Here is a 16,524-nt window from a genome sequence, read left to right as displayed (position 1 = left end):
CTTGCTTTCCGAAGTTTGTCCATGGAGAAGGAGGATGCGCCATGAAAGTGGATATTAGCAAAAGCGGCGCCGGGGCGCGGGTACGCCTGGGCGGCAGCATGTACGTCGAGGATTCGGCGTCCGTGAGGGAGCAGCTCATAGGGCTTCTTGAAGAAGGGATAATCCACCTGACCATCGACCTTTCGGGCCTGGAATACGTGGACAGCTCCGGGCTGGGGGTCCTGATCTCCATTCACAAGAGATGCCTCCAGAAGGGCGGAAAGATGGTCATCACAGGCCTTCGGGGGATGGTGGAGGAACTGTTCCGGCTCACCCGCCTTGATCTCGTGTTCAACGTGTCCCACCAGTAATGCGTTCCGGGGGCCCTTAAGGGCCCCCGGAATTTTTTACCTTTTGTAAAACCACTCGTCGTCGAGGGTGTACCCTCCTTCAAGCAGTTTTATGCAGGTTTCAGCCGCTTCCGGGTCATAAAGGACCCCTTTTTTTCCCGAGAGTTCCTCCAGCACCTTTTCCAGGGGCCAGGCGGGGCGGTAGGGCCTGTGGCTCAGCATGGCCTCCGTCACGTCGGCAATGCCGGCGATCCGGGCCCCGAAAGGGATTTCCTCTCCCTTCAGGCCCTTCGGATAGCCGCTGCCGTCCATGCGTTCATGGTGGTGGAGCACCGTGAGGTGGATCTCCGGCGGGAATCCCTGTTTCTTCAGAATGTCGCATCCTATGGAGGCGTGTTCCTGCATCAGCCGGCGGTCCACAGGACGGAGAGGTCCCGGAATGCAGAGAATTTCCGCGGGAATGGCCATCATCCCCACGTCGTGGAGGAGTGTGGCCGTTACCAGGTTTTCCAGGGGGTCTCCCGTCATTCCGAGAGCCGTGCCGATGGCGTGGGCGAGGCCCGCGGCCTGGCGCTGGTTCTTGCCCGTGTAGGAGTCCTTGATCTCCACGAGGGTGGCGGTGAGATGGACGGTCCGCATCCGGGCCTGCTCCACCTGCCGCAGGGATTCGGCGAGCCGGGCCTCCGTGCGGATCCTGTCCTCCTGGTCCCTGAGGATGAGTACCCCGGAGAGGCGGCCTTCCGTCTCCGCCGCCATGAAGGAAGCCTCGAACCGCCGGACGCCCTTCTCGGTCAGCAGGGGAAGGATCATACGGTCCTCCCCCTCCCCGGGGTCGGGAAAACATGACCTGATGGTGAGTCCTCTCCCGTCGGGTCCCTTGAGGAAGTCCTCCAGGGGACGCTGTTCTCTCCGCCCGAAGCCGCCGCGGAGACCAAGGGCGGATTCGTTCCTGTACTCCACGGTTTCATCGGGAAGGGAGACCACGAAGATAGCGTCCTGGGCCCTGTCCAGCAGTGCCTGGACCCGTTCAAGCTCGGCGAGCCGCCGCTTCAGCTCCGGGTAGTGGCTTTTCTTCCCCGACTGGGCTCCGAGCCCCATGAGGGCCAGGAGCTGGTCGTCCTGCTCGGATGTCCGCCGGTCAGTAGGCATTTCGCAGGATTCCCTCAAGGTCGGAAGAGGACATGGGACGGGGGTTCGTGATCATGCAGGGGTCCTCCCAAGCCGCCGCCGCTATTTCGGGAAGAAGATCCTCACTCAGGCCGAGATCCCGGAGCCTTCCCGGAAGACCTGCCCGTTCCCTGAGGTCATCAAGGCGGGCGAGCAGCCCGGGGAGGACGCCGGGAGGTTCCGCAGGGCCGCCGAACCGTTCGAGGAGGGAGGCAAACCGTTCGGGGACGGCATCGAAGTTGGCTTCCACCCCGTGACGGAGGAGCAGGGAGTTGCATTCTCCGTGGGGAAGGTCGAGGAGCCCGCCGAGACTGTGGGAGAGGGCGTGGACCACGCCGAGACTCGCGTTGGAAAAGGCGAGGCCGGCATGGAGGGACGCCAGCATCATCCCGGTCCGGTATTCCGGGTTGGAGAGGTCGCCCATGGCGCGGAGAAGAAAGGTGTGCACCATCTCCACGGACTGGAGTGCGTGGAGGTCCGTAAGAGGCGAGTGCGCCCGGGACACGTAGGCCTCGAAGGCGTGGGTGAGGGCGTCCATTCCCGTGGACGCGGTGAGGAAGCCGTCCATGGTGAGGGTCGTGTCCGGGTCCACCAGGGCCACGTCAGGGACCATGGACTTGCTGACAATGGCGTGTTTGATGCCTGTTTTTTCGTTCTTGATGATGGAAAACTGGGAGATGTCCGCGGCGCTTCCTGCGGTGGTGGGTATGCAGACCACCGGAGGGCAGGGGACGGGGATTTTGTCCACCCCCACAAAGTCCAGCACGTTCCCCCCGTTGGCGTGGACGGCACCGATGGCCTTGGCGCAGTCCATGGGGCTTCCTCCGCCGAGGGTGAGGATGAGGTCGCAGCCTTCCGAGGTGTAGATGTGAGCTCCCCGCATGACCATGGATTCGGTGGGGTTCGGCTGAACGTCGCGGTAGACCGCCCAGCCCAGGCCCTCGCCTTCGAGGCTTTCGAGGAGGGGATCGAGCCACCCGGCTTCGGCCACGCCGTCGTCGGTGACCACGAGGATCTTCGTGCCTCCGAGGTTCCTGGCGTACCGGCCGGCGAGAGCGCGGGATCCTCTGCCGAAGATGATTTCAGGGGCGACAAACTTCCGGAGTACCATTCCGCTCAATGTATCCACGCTCCTTGTGCGCAGCGAAAAAGGGGCGGAACATGACTGTTCCGCCCCCCAGTCTATCACATTTTTCAGAATACAAGAGGTGCTGTTCTTACCATCGTATGATAGTCGCTCCCCAGGAATACCCGACGCCGAATCCCACGGCCATGACCCTGTCCCCGGGGCGGAGCCTGCCCTCGTCGGCGGCGTCCCGCAGAGCCATGGGAATGGTGGCGCTCACCGTGTTGCCCTTGTTCTCCATGTTCATGAAGAACTTCTCCGGAGGAATGCCGATTTCCTTCCTCAGGTGCTCCAGGATGAGGAGCGTGGCCTGGTGGAAGACAAAGAGGTCCACGTCCTCGAGCTTCAGGGAATGAGCCTCCAGTGTCCGGCTGACCGCTTCGGGCACGGTGGCCAGGGTGAAGTTGAGTACCTCCGGGCCGTTCATGTACAGGTTTTCCGCGCTCCTGGTGTTTCCCCACTTGTTTGTCCGTTCGGCGGCAGTTTCGGGAGAGCGGGGGGCTGCCCATGCACCGGCGGGTATGATGAGCTTGTCCATGCCTGAGCCGTCGGTGCCGAGGACGAAATCGCCGATACGGGCCGTGTCGGAGGCCTCCACCAGGATGGCCGCCGCGGCGTCGCCGAAGATGGTCCGGGTGCTCTTGTCCTTCGGGTTGATTGTCCGGGTCAGGGTGTCGGCGGTGATGAGCAGGACCCTCGACGCTATGCCCGCGGCGATGAGCCCCTTCGAGAGGGCGAGGCCATAGATGAAGCCCGAGCATCCCAGGTTGTAGTCCAGGGCCCCGGTGGTTTTTTTCAGGCCAAGACGGTCCTGCACCACGCAGGCTGTGGCCGGAAGGTAATAATCGGGGCTTTCGGTGCACAGCAGCAGGAAGTCGATAGAATCCCGGTCGACGCCGTGTTCTTCGAAGAGCTTTTCCGCCGCCCTGGCCGCAAGGTCCGACACCAGCTCCCCGTCGACCACGTGGCGTTCCCTTATTCCGGTTTTCTGGTATATTTTATCTTCAGTCCACGTGCCGAACTCCTCCACGAGGGCCCTGTTGTCCACCACTTTCGGCGGAAGGTAGTACGAAATGGCCGAAATGGCCGCTCCAAATCCTTTCATCTCTCTATAATCCTCCACAATCGGATTCAATTACGGAAGAATTATCCCATTGTCACCGGCCGGTGACAAGCCCCGGGAGACAAGGGGCCCCGGCGTGATTCCCTCTGCCGGGAAAAACTGAGGAAACAGGATCGTGTTGCAAAGAAGGAAGCTGTGGCATAAAGTAGACGGGATTTTTGAAGGGAGTGGTGCCGAGTGTACCAGAACGAGCTGCCTTTTCTCCCGGCGGAGAGGGGGAAGACCCGGTGAGCGGCCGGAAAATTTCTTTCGTTCACTGCGCGGACCTTCACCTCGACAGCCCTTTTTCCGGGCTTTCCGATATCTCTCCCTCCCTCGGGGCATTCCTGCGAAAAGCGACTTTCCGGGCTTTTGAAAATGCCGTCACCTTCGCCCTGAAGAAGGGAGCGGATTTCTTCTTGGTCTCGGGCGATGTCTATGACAGCGAGGACAGAAGCGTCCGGGCCCAGGTTTTTTTTCTCGAACAGCTTCGGCGCCTTTCCGGCGGAGGAATCCCTTCCTTCATCGCTGCGGGAAACCACGATTCCCTCTCGGGATGGGAGGCGGACAGGGATTTTCCGCCCCTGGCCTTCCGGTTCGGCCCCGGGGTCGAGTCAGTTCCCCTGGTGCTTGGAGGGGAGATGGCCGGCACGGTTCACGGCTTCAGCTATCCCGTCCGGGACGTGGAGGAAAATGTGGCCCTCCGGTTCGCGGGCCGGAAGGGAGAAGGCGTGAACATCGCCCTGCTCCACTGCAACGTGGGCGGCCGGAAGGGGCATGAAAACTACGCCCCCTGTTCCCTGGACGACCTGAGGGCGGCGGGCATGGACTACTGGGCCCTGGGCCACGTGCACGGGGCGGAGGTGCTCTGCCGGGACCCCCTTGTGGTCTATCCCGGGACTATCCAGGGGAGGAACATCCGGGAAACGGGGAAAAAGGGCGTTTTTTACGTCACCCTCTCCGCCGGTGAGCCAGGGTGTGCCGAGTTCGTCCCCTGCGACGTGGTACGGTGGAGAAGCGGGGACATTTCCATTGACGGAATGGAGCGGGACGAGGAGTTTTTCCAGGCCGTGTCGGACCTGAAGGAGACGGTCCGGCGGGAAAACGGCAGGCTGCCGGCCCTTCTGCGGCTTTCCATTTCAGGCCGGGGGAAGATCCACGGACTCCTCCGCCGCCCGGGGTTTCTCAGGGGGCCCGGCGGGCTTCTTGAGACAGTGAACGAAGGGGAGGAAGACAGGCCCGATTTCATCTTCACCGAGGAGATTTTCGAGGTGACGGCCCCCCCCCTGGATCTTGACTCCCTCGCGGCGGGCAGCCATTTTGCAGGCGATTTCCTGAAGGAGGTCCGGGCTTTCCGGCAGGGAGGCAATCTCCGGGATGGACTCAAGAACATCCTCAGAGAGCGGGGAATTCTGGACAGGATCCCGTCCCGGGAGGTGCTGGACGTGATAGACTCCCTGTCCGACGAGGACGCGGAGCTGCTCCTCGACAGGGGGACCTTTTCGGCCCTGTCCGGACTGCTCGAAGGGATTGACGGATTATGAAGATAACGGAATTTTTTGTCAATAACTTCGGTGTTTTCTCGGGCTCGGGAGCTAAACTGTCTAAAGGGCTCACCATCTTTCATGGAGAGAACGAAAGCGGCAAGACCACCCTGATGAATTTCTTCCGCCGCCTGCTTTTCAGCAGGGGGAAGAACGGCAGGGGGAAGGCGAACCTGTACGAGCCCCTGAATGGCGGGCAGCACGGAGGCTCCGCAAGGATCCGCATGGAGGACGGGAGGGATTACATCCTGACCGTGGAGGGGCAGAAGAACCTCATTGCTCCCGCCGACGGGGGCCCTGCCGCCGAGCTTTCGCCGGATTTCTTCTCCATCAGCAGGGATGTCTACGAGAGCGTTTTCGCCATGGGGCTCGGGGAGATGCAGTCCCTGGACCCCCTGAACTCTTCCGACGTGGCCGCCCGGTTCTTTGCCGCCGGAGCCGGCCTGGGGTCGGCATCCCTTCCGAAACTGCTCTCGCTGCTCGATGCCCGGCAGAATGAACTCTACCGGCCGTGGGGGAACGCCCGGAGTGCGTCGGCGGTGAACCGGCTTCTCGCCTCCATGGGCGAAACGGACGCCGCCATACGGGATCTCAGGGAGCGTAACGGCGCATGGCGGAGGATGAAGGACGACCTGTCTGCCATGGAAGACTCCATTGAAAAGAAGAAGGAGCGGCTGGAGATCCTCAAAGGACGGATCGCCAGGCTGGAGCTTCTTGAAAAGGCCCGCCCCTCCCGGAAGGCCCTCGAGGAGACTGAACTGAGGCTTGCCGGTATGACGGAGCTTCATCCCTTTCCCGAAAACGGCCTGTCCCGGCTGGAACGGCTGAAAGAGGAGAAGGAAAGGATAGAGGCCGCCGTCGCCCGCCTGGAGGAAGAAAAGGCGGCGAAGGCAAGGGAGAAGGCCGTCCTGGAGGCGGACCCCGTCCTCGGGTGTCTTCAAGCGCGGCAGGAAGTGGAGGGATTGGAGCACGAGAGCGAGCAGTTCCGGGCATCTCTCGCCAGAAGGGGGCTTCTGGAAAAGGAGATAGGGGACGCGGAAAAGGCCTTCAGGGGAAACCTGGAGAATCTCTGTTCCTGGTGGACGGAAGAACACCTCGCCGGGGCCGATGTCTCTGCCCAAGCCATAGACTACGCCAGAAGGACCGCAGAGCGGAAGGAGCTTCTCGAGAGGAGGAAGGGTGAAGAGGAGAAATCCCTTGTCCAGTGGAATCGCCTGCGGGAAGACCGGAGAAGCGAGGCCGCTTCCCTCGACCGGGAAACGGCGGGAGTGGAGACAAGAGCAAAGCGGGCCACCGAGCGGTGGAGCCTCATCACCGGCCTGCGGGCCGTGTTCGGGGAACTCTGCGACGAGGAAGAGGAGCTGGCGAACCTCGAGGAAGCCAGGACCACCATTATCAGTGAAAAAGCGGTCCTCGCCGAGGAAGAGCCCCCCGAGCCCGGGACCATGGTGGCCCTCATCTCCGGGGCGCTGCTCGCCGTGGGCGGAGGGGGCACCTACCAGGCCTGGCTCACCTCTGACCGGTTGTGGTTCTTCGGCGCCGTGGCCCTTTTCAGCGCCTCCCTGCTCTCATTCATAGCCCACCGGGACCAGCAGAAGCGGTACGAGACGGCCCTCTCCTGGTGGACCCGCAGGATGGACGATCTCGACCTGCGGATGGAGGAGACCCTGCTGCTGCTGGAAAGCCAGAAGGCCAGGGTCGAAAGGCTCCGGAACAGACGGGAGGAACTCGGGGAGCGGCTCGGTATCAGGGCCCCGAGGTTCGCCAACGAAATGGACGAGCTTCTGGAAGAAGGGGAGAGGGACAATTCGGCGAACGAACGGTTCGCCGTGCTGAGCGAACGGAGCCGACAGATGGCCGCCGTGATGGCCCGGATGGACAGCGAGAGCGAGGCCATGGAGAGCGCCCTTGAGCGGACAGCTGCAGAGCTTGACAGTCTTGTGGCCGAATGGCGCCGCTGGCTTGCAGGGCGGCAATTTGACCAGAACCTTGCCCCGAAGGACATGGAGGCCCTGGTGCCCCGGATACTGCAGCTCCGGTCGGAGAAGTCCGCTATCGAATCTCGGAAGGCGGAGATGAGGGAACTCGAGAGGTATATCTCCTCGGTGAGGCAGCGCATTGCCGACCTGGCGGGGCTCTTCGCGGGTGCGGGCGCAGAGCTATCGGAAGAGCCCGACCCGTCTTCCATCCGTATTCTTGCCGCCGCGCTGCGGCAGGCCGGGGAGAGAAAGGGGGAGATCGCCGCTCTCGAACGGGACCTGGCGGCCCTTTCCGTCTCCCTTTCCGGACACCGGGGAGAGCTGGAAGTCAACGGGGAAAAAACAGGGGAGCTCTTCACCATCGCCGGTTCGGAAAACGAGGAACGGTACAGGGCCCTCGCCGCCCGCTGGGACGAACGGGAACGCCTCCTTGACGATGCCTCCCGGGAGCGGAAGGTCCTCCTTGGCCTTTTCGGCACCGCGGAGGAAGTGGAGAAGGCGGGAGAGGAGCTCCTGGCCCTCCCGGCGGAGGACGGGGCGAAGGAGAGGGAGCGGGCGGCGGAGGAAGCCGCCGTGCTGGAAAAGGAGTTCGAGGCCGCGGCGGACTCCAGAGGTAGGCTTGCCCTCCGCCTGGAGCAGATCGCCGCGGATGAGCGCCTCGGGGAACTGCTCTTTTCCAGGAGCGAGATGGAGCGGAAGCTGGACGACAGCGTGAAAGAGTGGCTTTCGGTGATCCTCGCCAGGCATTTCCTCGAGGTTTCCAAGGAGAAGCACGAGAGGGAGCGCCAGCCCGAGGTGATCCGCAGGGCGGGAAAATATCTTGCGCTCATGACGGGAAACCGCTACACTCTTCTTTCGGGTGGAGGAGAGAGAGGACTCTCCGTGGTCCTTGAAGGGAACGATCCCTCCAGGGAACGGAAGGACGAGGTCAAGTGGAGTTCAGGGCTCGCCGACCAGGTCTACCTGTCCATGCGGCTCTCCCTGGCGACGCTGTGGGGACGGAATTCCGAGCCCCTGCCCCTGATACTTGACGATCTTCTCGTCCGGTTCGACGAAACCCGCCAGCAGGGGGCCGCTGAGGCCATTCTCGAAGCGGCGGAGGACAACCAGGTGCTCCTTTTCACCTGCCAGAAAAAGACCCTCGACATTTTCCGGACCGTGGTGGAGGCCCGGGGGACCGCTCCGGATTTTCTCGCCTTCCACCATATCGAGCGGGGAACCTTCCGCCCGGCAGTATGAGGGAGAGAAGAAACGCGGAAAACCTGCAGGGGGATGGGAGGATTCCCATCCCCCCTTCGCGAAAGGCGGTTCGGAAACACCCATGATCCTTGCGGAAAAGCTGCAGAAACTCCGTGTGGGGGTGGTCTCCCCCATGGAGCCGCTGAAAGACCATTGTTCGTGGAAGATCGGGGGGCCGGCGGACGCCCTGGTCCAGCCCCGCACGGAGGAGGAGATCCTCCGGCTCCTGGAATTTGTCAGGGGAGAGAATGTGCCCTTTCTTGTCTTGGGGAAGGGGACGAACCTGCTCTTCCCTGACGGCGGCATCCGGGGCGTGGTGATGAAGCTGGGGAGGCTTTTTTCGGAATTTTCTATCTCCGGTACGGAGGTGAGGGCCAGGGGAGGAATCTGGGTGCCGAAGCTGGTAAAGAACCTTGCCGACGCAGGGCTTTCCGGCTTCGAGCACGCGGCGGGCATTCCCGGCTCCCTGGGCGGTCTGGTCACCATGAACGGAGGAAGCCTCCGGCACAGTGCCGGAGAGAACATCCGGTCCGTGGACGCCGTCTCGCTTGCCGGGGAACGGCGGACATTCGTGAATGAAGAGTGCGGCTTCTCCTACCGGCGGTCCCTCTTCCAGGATCCTCCCGACGTGCCGGAAAAACGGTGGATCGTCCTCGGCGCCGTCCTGGATTTCCGGCGGTCGGAACCCGGCGCGGTGAGGAGGGAACAGATCCGGGTCCTCGGGGAGCGCAGGGGCAAGTTTCCCCTTGACCTGCCCAACTGCGGCTCCGTGTTCACCAACGATCCGGCGGTCTTCGAGCTCGCGGGCCCTCCGGGAAAGATCATCGAGGACACGGGCCTCAAGGGGGAGACCGTGGGAGGGGCCCGGGTTTCCTCTCTGCACGCCAATTTTATCGTCAACCTCGGGGGGGCGTCCTCCCGGGATGTCCTTGGCCTCATCGGCCTGGTCCGGCGCAGGGTTCACGACAGGATAGGCGTCTGGCTCGACTGCGAAGTCCGGTACGCCGACGAGACGGGGAAGCTCGTCCCGGCATCGGAGGCCTGCCCGTGAGGTGTTGCCTGCCGCTGAACCCGGGGCTCTCCATTCCACACGAAACGGGGATATGATCCATGCTGAAATATCTGCTGAAACGCCTTGTCCAGATGATTGTCGTCCTGTTCACCGTCTCGGTGATCGTTTTTCTCGTGATGAGCTTCACCGGCGACCCGGTCCTCATGATCGTGCCGCCCACGGCCACGGACGCCCAGATCGCCGAGGCCCGGACAGCCCTCGGCCTCGACCGGCCCCTGTGGGTGCAGTACGGGGTCTTCCTGCAGAACCTCCTCCGGGGGGACCTGGGGGTGTCCTACATCTTCAAGCGCCCCGCCCTGACCCTCATCGTGGAGCGGATGCCCGCCACCCTCGAACTGGTCTTCTTCTCGGTGCTCCTGTCCCTGGCGGTGGCGCTGCCATGCGGAGTCTACGCCGGGGCGAGGCCGAACAGCCCCTTCAGCCGGGCGGTCATGGGGGGGTCCCTGCTGGGGATTTCCCTGCCGTCCTTCTGGGTGGGCATTCTCCTCATCTTCTACTTCGCCGTGGAGAAGGGTCTCCTGCCTTCGTCCGGCCGGGGGGCCACGGCTCCTCTTTTCGGCATCCCCTTCGCTTTCCTCACCTGGGACGGCTTCCGGCACATCGTCCTCCCGGCGGTGACCCTCGCCCTCGGAACACTGGCCATGCTTATCCGGCTCATCCGGGCCCAGATCATGGAGGTCATGCGCCAGGACTTCATCCGGTTCGCCAGGGCCAAGGGCGTCTCCTGGAGGAGCCTCTTCTTCTCCCACGCGCTGAAGAACGCCCTCGTTCCCGTGGTGACGGTCTTCGGCATGCAGATCGGGAGCCTCATTGCCTTCGCCACCGTGACGGAAACCATCTTCGCATGGCCGGGCATGGGCAAGCTCCTGGTGGACTCCATCAACACGGCGGACAGGCCCGTCATCGTGGCCTACCTCATGATCGTGGCGGCCATATTCGTCCTGATCAACTTCCTCGTGGACATCGTCTATACCCTGATCGATCCCCGAATCGACCTGAGGTGACCGGTATGAGCGCAAAAAAAGAAGGATTTTTCAAAAGCGAGTTCTTTCACAACTTTGTCCGGAGTCCCGGCGCCATGGCAGGGCTTCTCATCGTCACGTTTTTCGTGGTCCTGGTGACCGCCGGGCCCCTGTTCACTCCCCAGAATCCCTACGATATCGGCAGCCTGGACCTCATGGACGCCTTCAAGCCGCCGGTCTGGATGGAGGGCGGCGACCCGGCCTTTGTCCTCGGCACGGACGACCAGGGGCGGGATCTGCTGAGCGCCATGGTCTACGGCAGCAGGATCTCCCTGTTCATCGGCCTTTCGGTGGTGGTTCTCTCCTGCGTTCTCGGCACCTTTCTCGGCCTCACTGCGGGCTATTTCGGCGGCAGGCTCGACAGTCTCCTCATGCGGATCGTGGACATCCAGCTCTCCTTTCCGGCCATGCTGGTGGCCCTCTTCATCATGGCCGCCTTCGGCCGCGGCCTCGGAAAGCTGGTGACCGCCCTCACCATCGTGGGCTGGGTGCTCTACGCCCGGACGGTCAGGGGCTCTGTGCTGGTGGAGAAGAAAAAGGAATACGTGGACGCGGCCAGGCTCATCGGCCTCTCTCCCTTCCCCATCATCCTGCGGCACGTGTTGCCCAACATCCTGACTCCCCTCATCGTCATCGCCACGATCCACGTGGGCACGGTGATCCTCACGGAGGCCACCCTCAGCTACCTCGGGGTGGGCGTTCCCGTGACCAGGCCCTCCCTGGGCCTTCTCGTCAAGAACGGCTACGACGTTCTCTTCAGCGGCCTCTGGTGGTCGTCGGTCTTTCCGGGGATGTTCATCATGCTCCTGGTCTTCGGAATCAATCTCCTTGGGGATTTTCTCCGCGACGAGTTCAATCCCCGTCTGAAATAGAGGTATCCCATGTCTGAATACCTTCTGGAAGTCAGAAATCTGCAGACCCGCTTTGAGCTCTTCCGGGGCACGGTGAAGGCCGTGGACGGAGTGGACTTCACCCTCAGGGAAGGGGAAATCCTGGGTATCGTGGGAGAATCGGGGGGCGGAAAGTCCGTCACCGGATTCTCCCTCCTCGGCCTCATCGACCCTCCGGGGAGGGTCGCCGCCGGAGAAGTGATCTTCCGGGGAGAAAACCTCCTGGAGAAGTCGGAGGAGGAGATGCGCCGCATCAGGGGGAAGGAGATCTCCATGATCTTCCAGGACCCCATGACGTCCCTGAACCCCCTGCAGACCATCGGGAGGCAGATAGACGAGATGCTGGCCCTCCATACCCCCCTCTCCCAGGCGGACCGCAGGAAGAGAAGCCTTGAGCTCCTCAGGGAAGTGGGCATCCCCAACCCGGAGGACCGGCTCGAGAACTACCCCCACCAGTTTTCCGGGGGCATGCGGCAGCGGGTGGTCATCGCCATCGCCCTTGCCGCAAACCCGAAGCTCATCATCGCCGACGAACCTACCACCGCCCTGGACGTGACGGTGCAGGCCCAGATCCTTGCTCTCATGGAAAATCTCGTGAAGCGGTTCGGCTCCGCGCTCATCCTCATCACCCACGACCTCGCCGTAGTCTCCGAGATGACCCACAGGGTGGCCGTCATGTACTGCGGCAGGGTGGTCGAGGAAGGGCCGACAAGGGAGCTTGTGCACAATCCCTTCCATCCCTACACGAAGGGATTGCTGGAGTCCATCCCCAGGCTGTCCGGAGAAAGAAGCCGGAGGCTCCCCCAGATACCCGGCATGGTGCCGAACCTCTTCGACCTTCCGCCGGGATGCTCCTTCGCCCCCCGGTGCGGGTATGCCACGGAACTCTGCAGGAAAGAGGCTCCCCGGATGCGCACCGTCGCCCCGGGGCGGATGGTGAGCTGCCACAACCCCGTACAGGGCGGAGAGGAGGCGGAAGGCCATGGGCGGTAGCAGGCGGGACGTTCTTCTCGAGGTCACGGACCTCGTTCAGAGTTTCAGCCAGCCCCGGGGCATCCTGGACCGGCTTGCGGGAAGGCCGGTAAAAACCGTCCATGCGGTGAACGGCGTCTCCTTCGACATTCTCCGGGGCGAGGTCTTCAGCCTGGTGGGCGAGTCGGGATGCGGAAAATCCACCACAGCCCGCACCGTGGTGCGCCTGCTGGAGCCCAAGGCGGGGCGGATCGTCTTCGACGGGGAGGACATCACGGCCTATTCTCCCTCCAGGATGATGCCTGTCCGGAAGAAGATGCAGATGATCTTCCAGGATCCCTACGCCTCCCTGAACCCGAGGCAGAAGATAAAGGACATCATCAAGGAGCCCATGCTCTTCCACGGGACGGTCTCGGGGAAGGAGGAGGCGGAGAACAGGATGCTGCGTCTCCTGGATATCGTGGGCTTCCGGCCCGAACAGGCCGACAGGTACCCCCACCAGTTCTCCGGGGGGCAGCGTCAGCGCATAGGCATCGCCAGGGCCCTGGCCACGAACCCCTCCTTCATCGTCGCCGACGAACCCGTCTCGGCCCTCGACGTGTCCATCCAGGCCCAGGTGCTGAACCTGATGATGGACCTGAGGGACGAGTTCGGCCTCTCCTACATGTTCATCGCCCATGATCTTTCCGTGGTGCGCCATGTCACCGAGAGGCTGGGGATCATGTACCTGGGCTTCATCGTGGAGCAGGGAGACCGGGACAGCATTTTCGGCCATCCCCTCCACCCCTACACCCAGGCGCTCCTTGCCGCCGCCCCGACGCTTGACAGGGAGAAGGCGGCCGCTCCCCTGCAGGGGGACGTCCCGAGCCCCATCAGCCTTCCGCCCGGCTGCCCCTTCGCCGGCCGCTGCCCCCGGAAGATGGAGGTCTGCGATGCCCGGAGGCCGTCCCTTCTGCCCGTGGAGGGCAGGATGGTGGCGTGTCATCTGTACGGAGAAGAATAGTTTATAATAGACCCGCCGGAACGAAAAAATATAAGGAGGAATAAACGAATGAGGAAATTTGCAGCTCTCTTTGCAGTACTCGCGCTCTGCCTTGTCCTGGCCGCCCCGGCGGCCGCGGAGAAGAGCATCGTCATCGGCCTCGCGTCGGACGCGCTCTTCATGGACCCTTCCCAGCAGGATGAGACCATCACCAACACCATGGGGCGGTACATGTACGACGGCCTTCTCAACAACGACGCCCTCGGCGTTCCCCGGGCGGCCCTCGCCGAATCCTGGACCATCGGCGACGACAATCTCACCTGGACCTTCAGCCTGAAAAAGGGCGTCAAGTTCCATGACGGCAGCGACTTCACCGCCGAAGACGTAGCCTACACCGTCGAGGTGTGCCGCACATCCCTGCTGAAGAACTTTACCGCCTCCATCGACAGGGTGGAAGTTGTGGATCCCCACACGGTGAAGATCGTCACCAAGGCCCCCACGGCGGTTCTTCTCGAGTCCCTGGCCGCGCTGCGCATCCTGCCGAAGGCCTACAGGACAAAACTCGGCGAGACAGCCTTCAACCAGGCCCCCGTGGGCACCGGCCCCTATGTCTTCGTGGAATGGGTCAAGGAAGACCATATCGCCATGAAGGCCAACGAGCAGTACTGGGGCGGAGCGCCGAAGATCGGGAAGGTCACCTTCCGGCCCATCAGCAACGCCGCCACCCGCACGGCAGCCCTGCTGACCGGCGAAGTGGACATCATCGAGGACGTTCCCGTCCGTGACGTGGACAAGCTGAAGAGCACGGAAGGCCTTTCGGTGGTGGACCGGCCCAGCGAGCGGCTGATCTATCTCCACGTGGACTCCCACAGGCCCCAGGGCCCCGGTGTCATCGGGCTCGACAGGAACCCCCTCGCAGACGTCAGGGTCAGGAAAGCTCTGTCTCTGGCCATCAACAGGGACTCCATCGTGAAGATGATCATGAACGGCAATGCCTACGCCACGAACCAGATGGTCCTGAAGGGCCGCAGAGGATACGTGGAGGACATGCCGGAGCCGAAGTACGACCCCGAAGAGGCGAAGAAGCTCCTCGCAGAAGCCGGATATCCTGACGGTTTCAAGGTCTACCTCGACGCTCCCAACGGCCGCTATCCCAACGACGGGCAGGTTGCCCAGGCCCTGGCGGGCCAGCTCACCAAGGCGGGAATCCAGATCGAGCTCCGCCTTCACCCCAAGACCACCTTCTTCGATTTCGTACGCCCCGGCGACAAGTCCAGCCTTGTCATGACCGGGTGGTCCGAGCCCATCGACGTGGGCGAGATGGCCAGCGTACTCTTCTACACCAGGGGCAAGAATCCCGCCAAGGGCGGCTCCAACCGGGGCCATTACGCCAACCCGGAGTTTGACGCCCTCGTCGACGAGGCCGACGGTACGGCGGACCCCGAGAAGCGCAGGGTCATCCTCGAAAAGGCAGCCCGCATGATCGTGGAGGACGGCGGCATCGTTCCCCTGTACTTCCAGCAGGACATCTACGGCAAGAAGAACTCCGTGACCTTCGAACCCAGGGCGGATAAATCCATCCTTGCCTACGACATGGACGTGAAATAAGCCGGACTTCAGCGGCCGGAAAGATAAAGGCAGGCCGGGGCCAAGTGCCGCCGGCCTGTCTTTTTTTCAAAAGAAGGAGAGAGCCCTTTCATGAAAAACCGGATCAGAAACAGGGTTGAAGAGATCAGGCAGGAACTTCTGCAGCTGAGCCACAACATCCACGGATGCCCCGAGACGGCCTTCGAGGAACACCGGGCGGCCCTCTGGCAGAAGGAGCTGCTTGAGCGTCACGGCTTCACCGTGGAAATGCCCTTCTGCGGCATGGAAACCGCTTTCCGGGCGGTGAAGAGGGGGCAGGAGGGAGGGCCCGTGGTTGCTTTCCTCTCGGAGTACGACGCCCTGAAAGGCCTCGGGCACGCCTGCGGGCACAATATCATCGCCGCCTCCGCCGTCGGCGCGGGGATTGCCCTTGCCTCCGCCCTGGAGGACATTGCGGGAGAAGTCCAGGTGATCGGAACCCCGGGCGAGGAGGAGGGAGGGGGGAAAATCTACATGGTGGAGCGGGGATGCTTCGCCGGTGTGGATTTCGCCCTCATGGTGCACCCCAACACGAAGAATCTCATCGGCCGGGGCGGGCTTGCCGCCCAGGGAGTGCGGGTCGAATTCCTGGGAAGGGCGGCCCACTCGGCCGTTCCGGACAAGGGCGTGAACGCCCTCACATCGCTCATAGCCTTCTTCAACGGCATCGACACTCTCAGGCAGACCTGGCCGAACTCCGCAAAGATCAACGGAATCATCACCAGGGGCGGCACGGCCTCGAACGTCATCCCCGATCTCGCCGAGGCCTGCTTTACCGTCCGGGCCTCCACGAAAAAGGAGCTTATCGCCATGTACCGCGATCTCAACCGGGTTGCCGAGGCGGCCGCCATGGTCACGGGGGCCGCCTTCATCCTGGAAGGGGAGCCCGTCTATGCCGAGCGATATCCCAATGCCGCCATGGGGGAGGCTTTCAAGAGGAACATGGAGTCTCTCGGGGAGATCATGGAATACCCCGATCCCCGGGAGAGGGTCGGGTCGTCGGACGTGGGGAACGTCTCCCTGGAGCTGCCCGCCATCCACGAGTACCTCGCCATAGCGGACACGTCCGTGGCCGGACACACGGCGGAATTCCGGGAGGCCGCCGTCTCTCCCAGGGGCGACGATGTGGTGGTTCTCGCCGCCGCGGGGCTTGCCCTCACAGGCTGGGATCTCCTCACCGACGGGGATCTGCGGGAAGCGGCCCGGGAGGAATACCGGCGGAACGTCCTGCCCTTCAGGGACTGACGGGCAGCTGCGGGCAGCGGGGAGCGTCACCGGTGCTCGCTTGGGCCGTCGGTGCAGATTGTCGTCCATGACAACTGCACCTTAAACCGACATCCATGTCGGTTTCCCGGCCCGGGCGCTTTTCCCGGCGACACTCCCTCTGCCCAAAAATGCTGTTTTAGCCCGAGGATTCGGGCTTTTCAACGGGGGCTGGCTTTGATATACTGTCCGCTAAAAAATTACGGCTCAC

Annotated in this window: 13 protein-coding genes; 10 read left to right on the top strand and 3 right to left on the bottom strand. The window is 62.9% G+C overall.

The annotated features are described in order from the left end of the window. Positions 1–41 precede the first annotated feature (41 nt). On the top strand, positions 42–350 hold the full coding sequence (locus tag C8D99_RS03485) for an STAS domain-containing protein (RefSeq protein ID WP_133956433.1): 309 nt from the start codon (positions 42–44) through the stop codon (positions 348–350). Positions 351–386: 36 nt separating this feature from the next. Here C8D99_RS03485 and C8D99_RS03480 read toward each other — a convergent pair whose 3' ends face one another. From C8D99_RS03480 to C8D99_RS03470, 3 genes are all read right to left on the bottom strand, one after another. Next, positions 387–1,478: an HD-GYP domain-containing protein gene (locus C8D99_RS03480; protein WP_133956431.1), complete on the bottom strand. Its 1,092-nt coding sequence runs from the start codon at positions 1,476–1,478 to the stop codon at positions 387–389. Next, entirely contained in the window at positions 1,468–2,607 is a 1,140-nt protein-coding gene (locus C8D99_RS03475) for an iron-containing alcohol dehydrogenase (protein ID WP_208321071.1), read from the bottom strand. Before C8D99_RS03475 ends, C8D99_RS03480 begins: the two co-directional genes overlap by 11 nt. Before the next feature lie 106 nt (positions 2,608–2,713). Next, positions 2,714–3,727, bottom strand: a complete 1,014-nt coding sequence (locus tag C8D99_RS03470) for a 3-oxoacyl-ACP synthase III family protein (protein WP_133956427.1) — start codon at positions 3,725–3,727, stop codon at positions 2,714–2,716. A gap of 245 nt (positions 3,728–3,972) precedes the next feature. Between C8D99_RS03470 and C8D99_RS03465 the strand changes: the two genes are divergently transcribed. The 9 genes from C8D99_RS03465 to C8D99_RS03425 all read left to right on the top strand — a co-directional run bounded on the left by C8D99_RS03465 (position 3,973) and on the right by C8D99_RS03425 (position 16,295). Next, on the top strand, positions 3,973–5,268 hold the full coding sequence (locus C8D99_RS03465) for a metallophosphoesterase family protein (protein ID WP_166669983.1): 1,296 nt from the start codon (positions 3,973–3,975) through the stop codon (positions 5,266–5,268). After that, positions 5,265–8,486, top strand: a complete 3,222-nt coding sequence (locus C8D99_RS03460) for an AAA family ATPase (protein WP_133956423.1) — start codon at positions 5,265–5,267, stop codon at positions 8,484–8,486. Before C8D99_RS03465 ends, C8D99_RS03460 begins: the two co-directional genes overlap by 4 nt. 82 nt (positions 8,487–8,568) lie before the next feature. Further along, positions 8,569–9,537, top strand: a complete 969-nt coding sequence (gene murB / locus C8D99_RS03455; protein WP_133956421.1) for a UDP-N-acetylmuramate dehydrogenase — start codon at positions 8,569–8,571, stop codon at positions 9,535–9,537. A 59-nt stretch (positions 9,538–9,596) separates the two neighbouring features. Continuing rightward, positions 9,597–10,562: an ABC transporter permease gene (locus C8D99_RS03450; protein WP_133956419.1), complete on the top strand. Its 966-nt coding sequence runs from the start codon at positions 9,597–9,599 to the stop codon at positions 10,560–10,562. A 5-nt stretch (positions 10,563–10,567) separates the two neighbouring features. Further along, a complete protein-coding gene (locus C8D99_RS03445) occupies positions 10,568–11,452 on the top strand; it encodes an ABC transporter permease (protein WP_133956417.1) in 885 nt (294 codons plus the stop codon). Between the two features lie 9 nt (positions 11,453–11,461). After that, on the top strand, positions 11,462–12,463 hold the full coding sequence (locus C8D99_RS03440) for an ABC transporter ATP-binding protein (protein WP_133956415.1): 1,002 nt from the start codon (positions 11,462–11,464) through the stop codon (positions 12,461–12,463). Continuing rightward, the gene (locus tag C8D99_RS03435) at positions 12,453–13,445 is read left to right on the top strand and encodes an ABC transporter ATP-binding protein (protein WP_133956413.1); all 993 of its coding nucleotides are present in this window, start codon (positions 12,453–12,455) and stop codon (positions 13,443–13,445) included. The genes C8D99_RS03440 and C8D99_RS03435 overlap by 11 nt, the downstream gene beginning before the upstream one ends. A gap of 48 nt (positions 13,446–13,493) precedes the next feature. Continuing rightward, positions 13,494–15,032: an ABC transporter substrate-binding protein gene (locus C8D99_RS03430; protein WP_133956411.1), complete on the top strand. Its 1,539-nt coding sequence runs from the start codon at positions 13,494–13,496 to the stop codon at positions 15,030–15,032. Positions 15,033–15,122: 90 nt separating this feature from the next. Next, on the top strand, positions 15,123–16,295 hold the full coding sequence (locus C8D99_RS03425; protein ID WP_133956409.1) for an amidohydrolase: 1,173 nt from the start codon (positions 15,123–15,125) through the stop codon (positions 16,293–16,295). Positions 16,296–16,524: the final 229 nt, after the last annotated feature.

This window comes from Aminivibrio pyruvatiphilus (assembly GCF_004366815.1).
Taxonomy (GTDB): Bacteria; Synergistota; Synergistia; order Synergistales; family Aminobacteriaceae; genus Aminivibrio; species Aminivibrio pyruvatiphilus.
The sequence above is the reverse complement of the archived record's forward strand: the minus strand, read 5'-3'. Positions and strand labels throughout refer to the sequence as shown.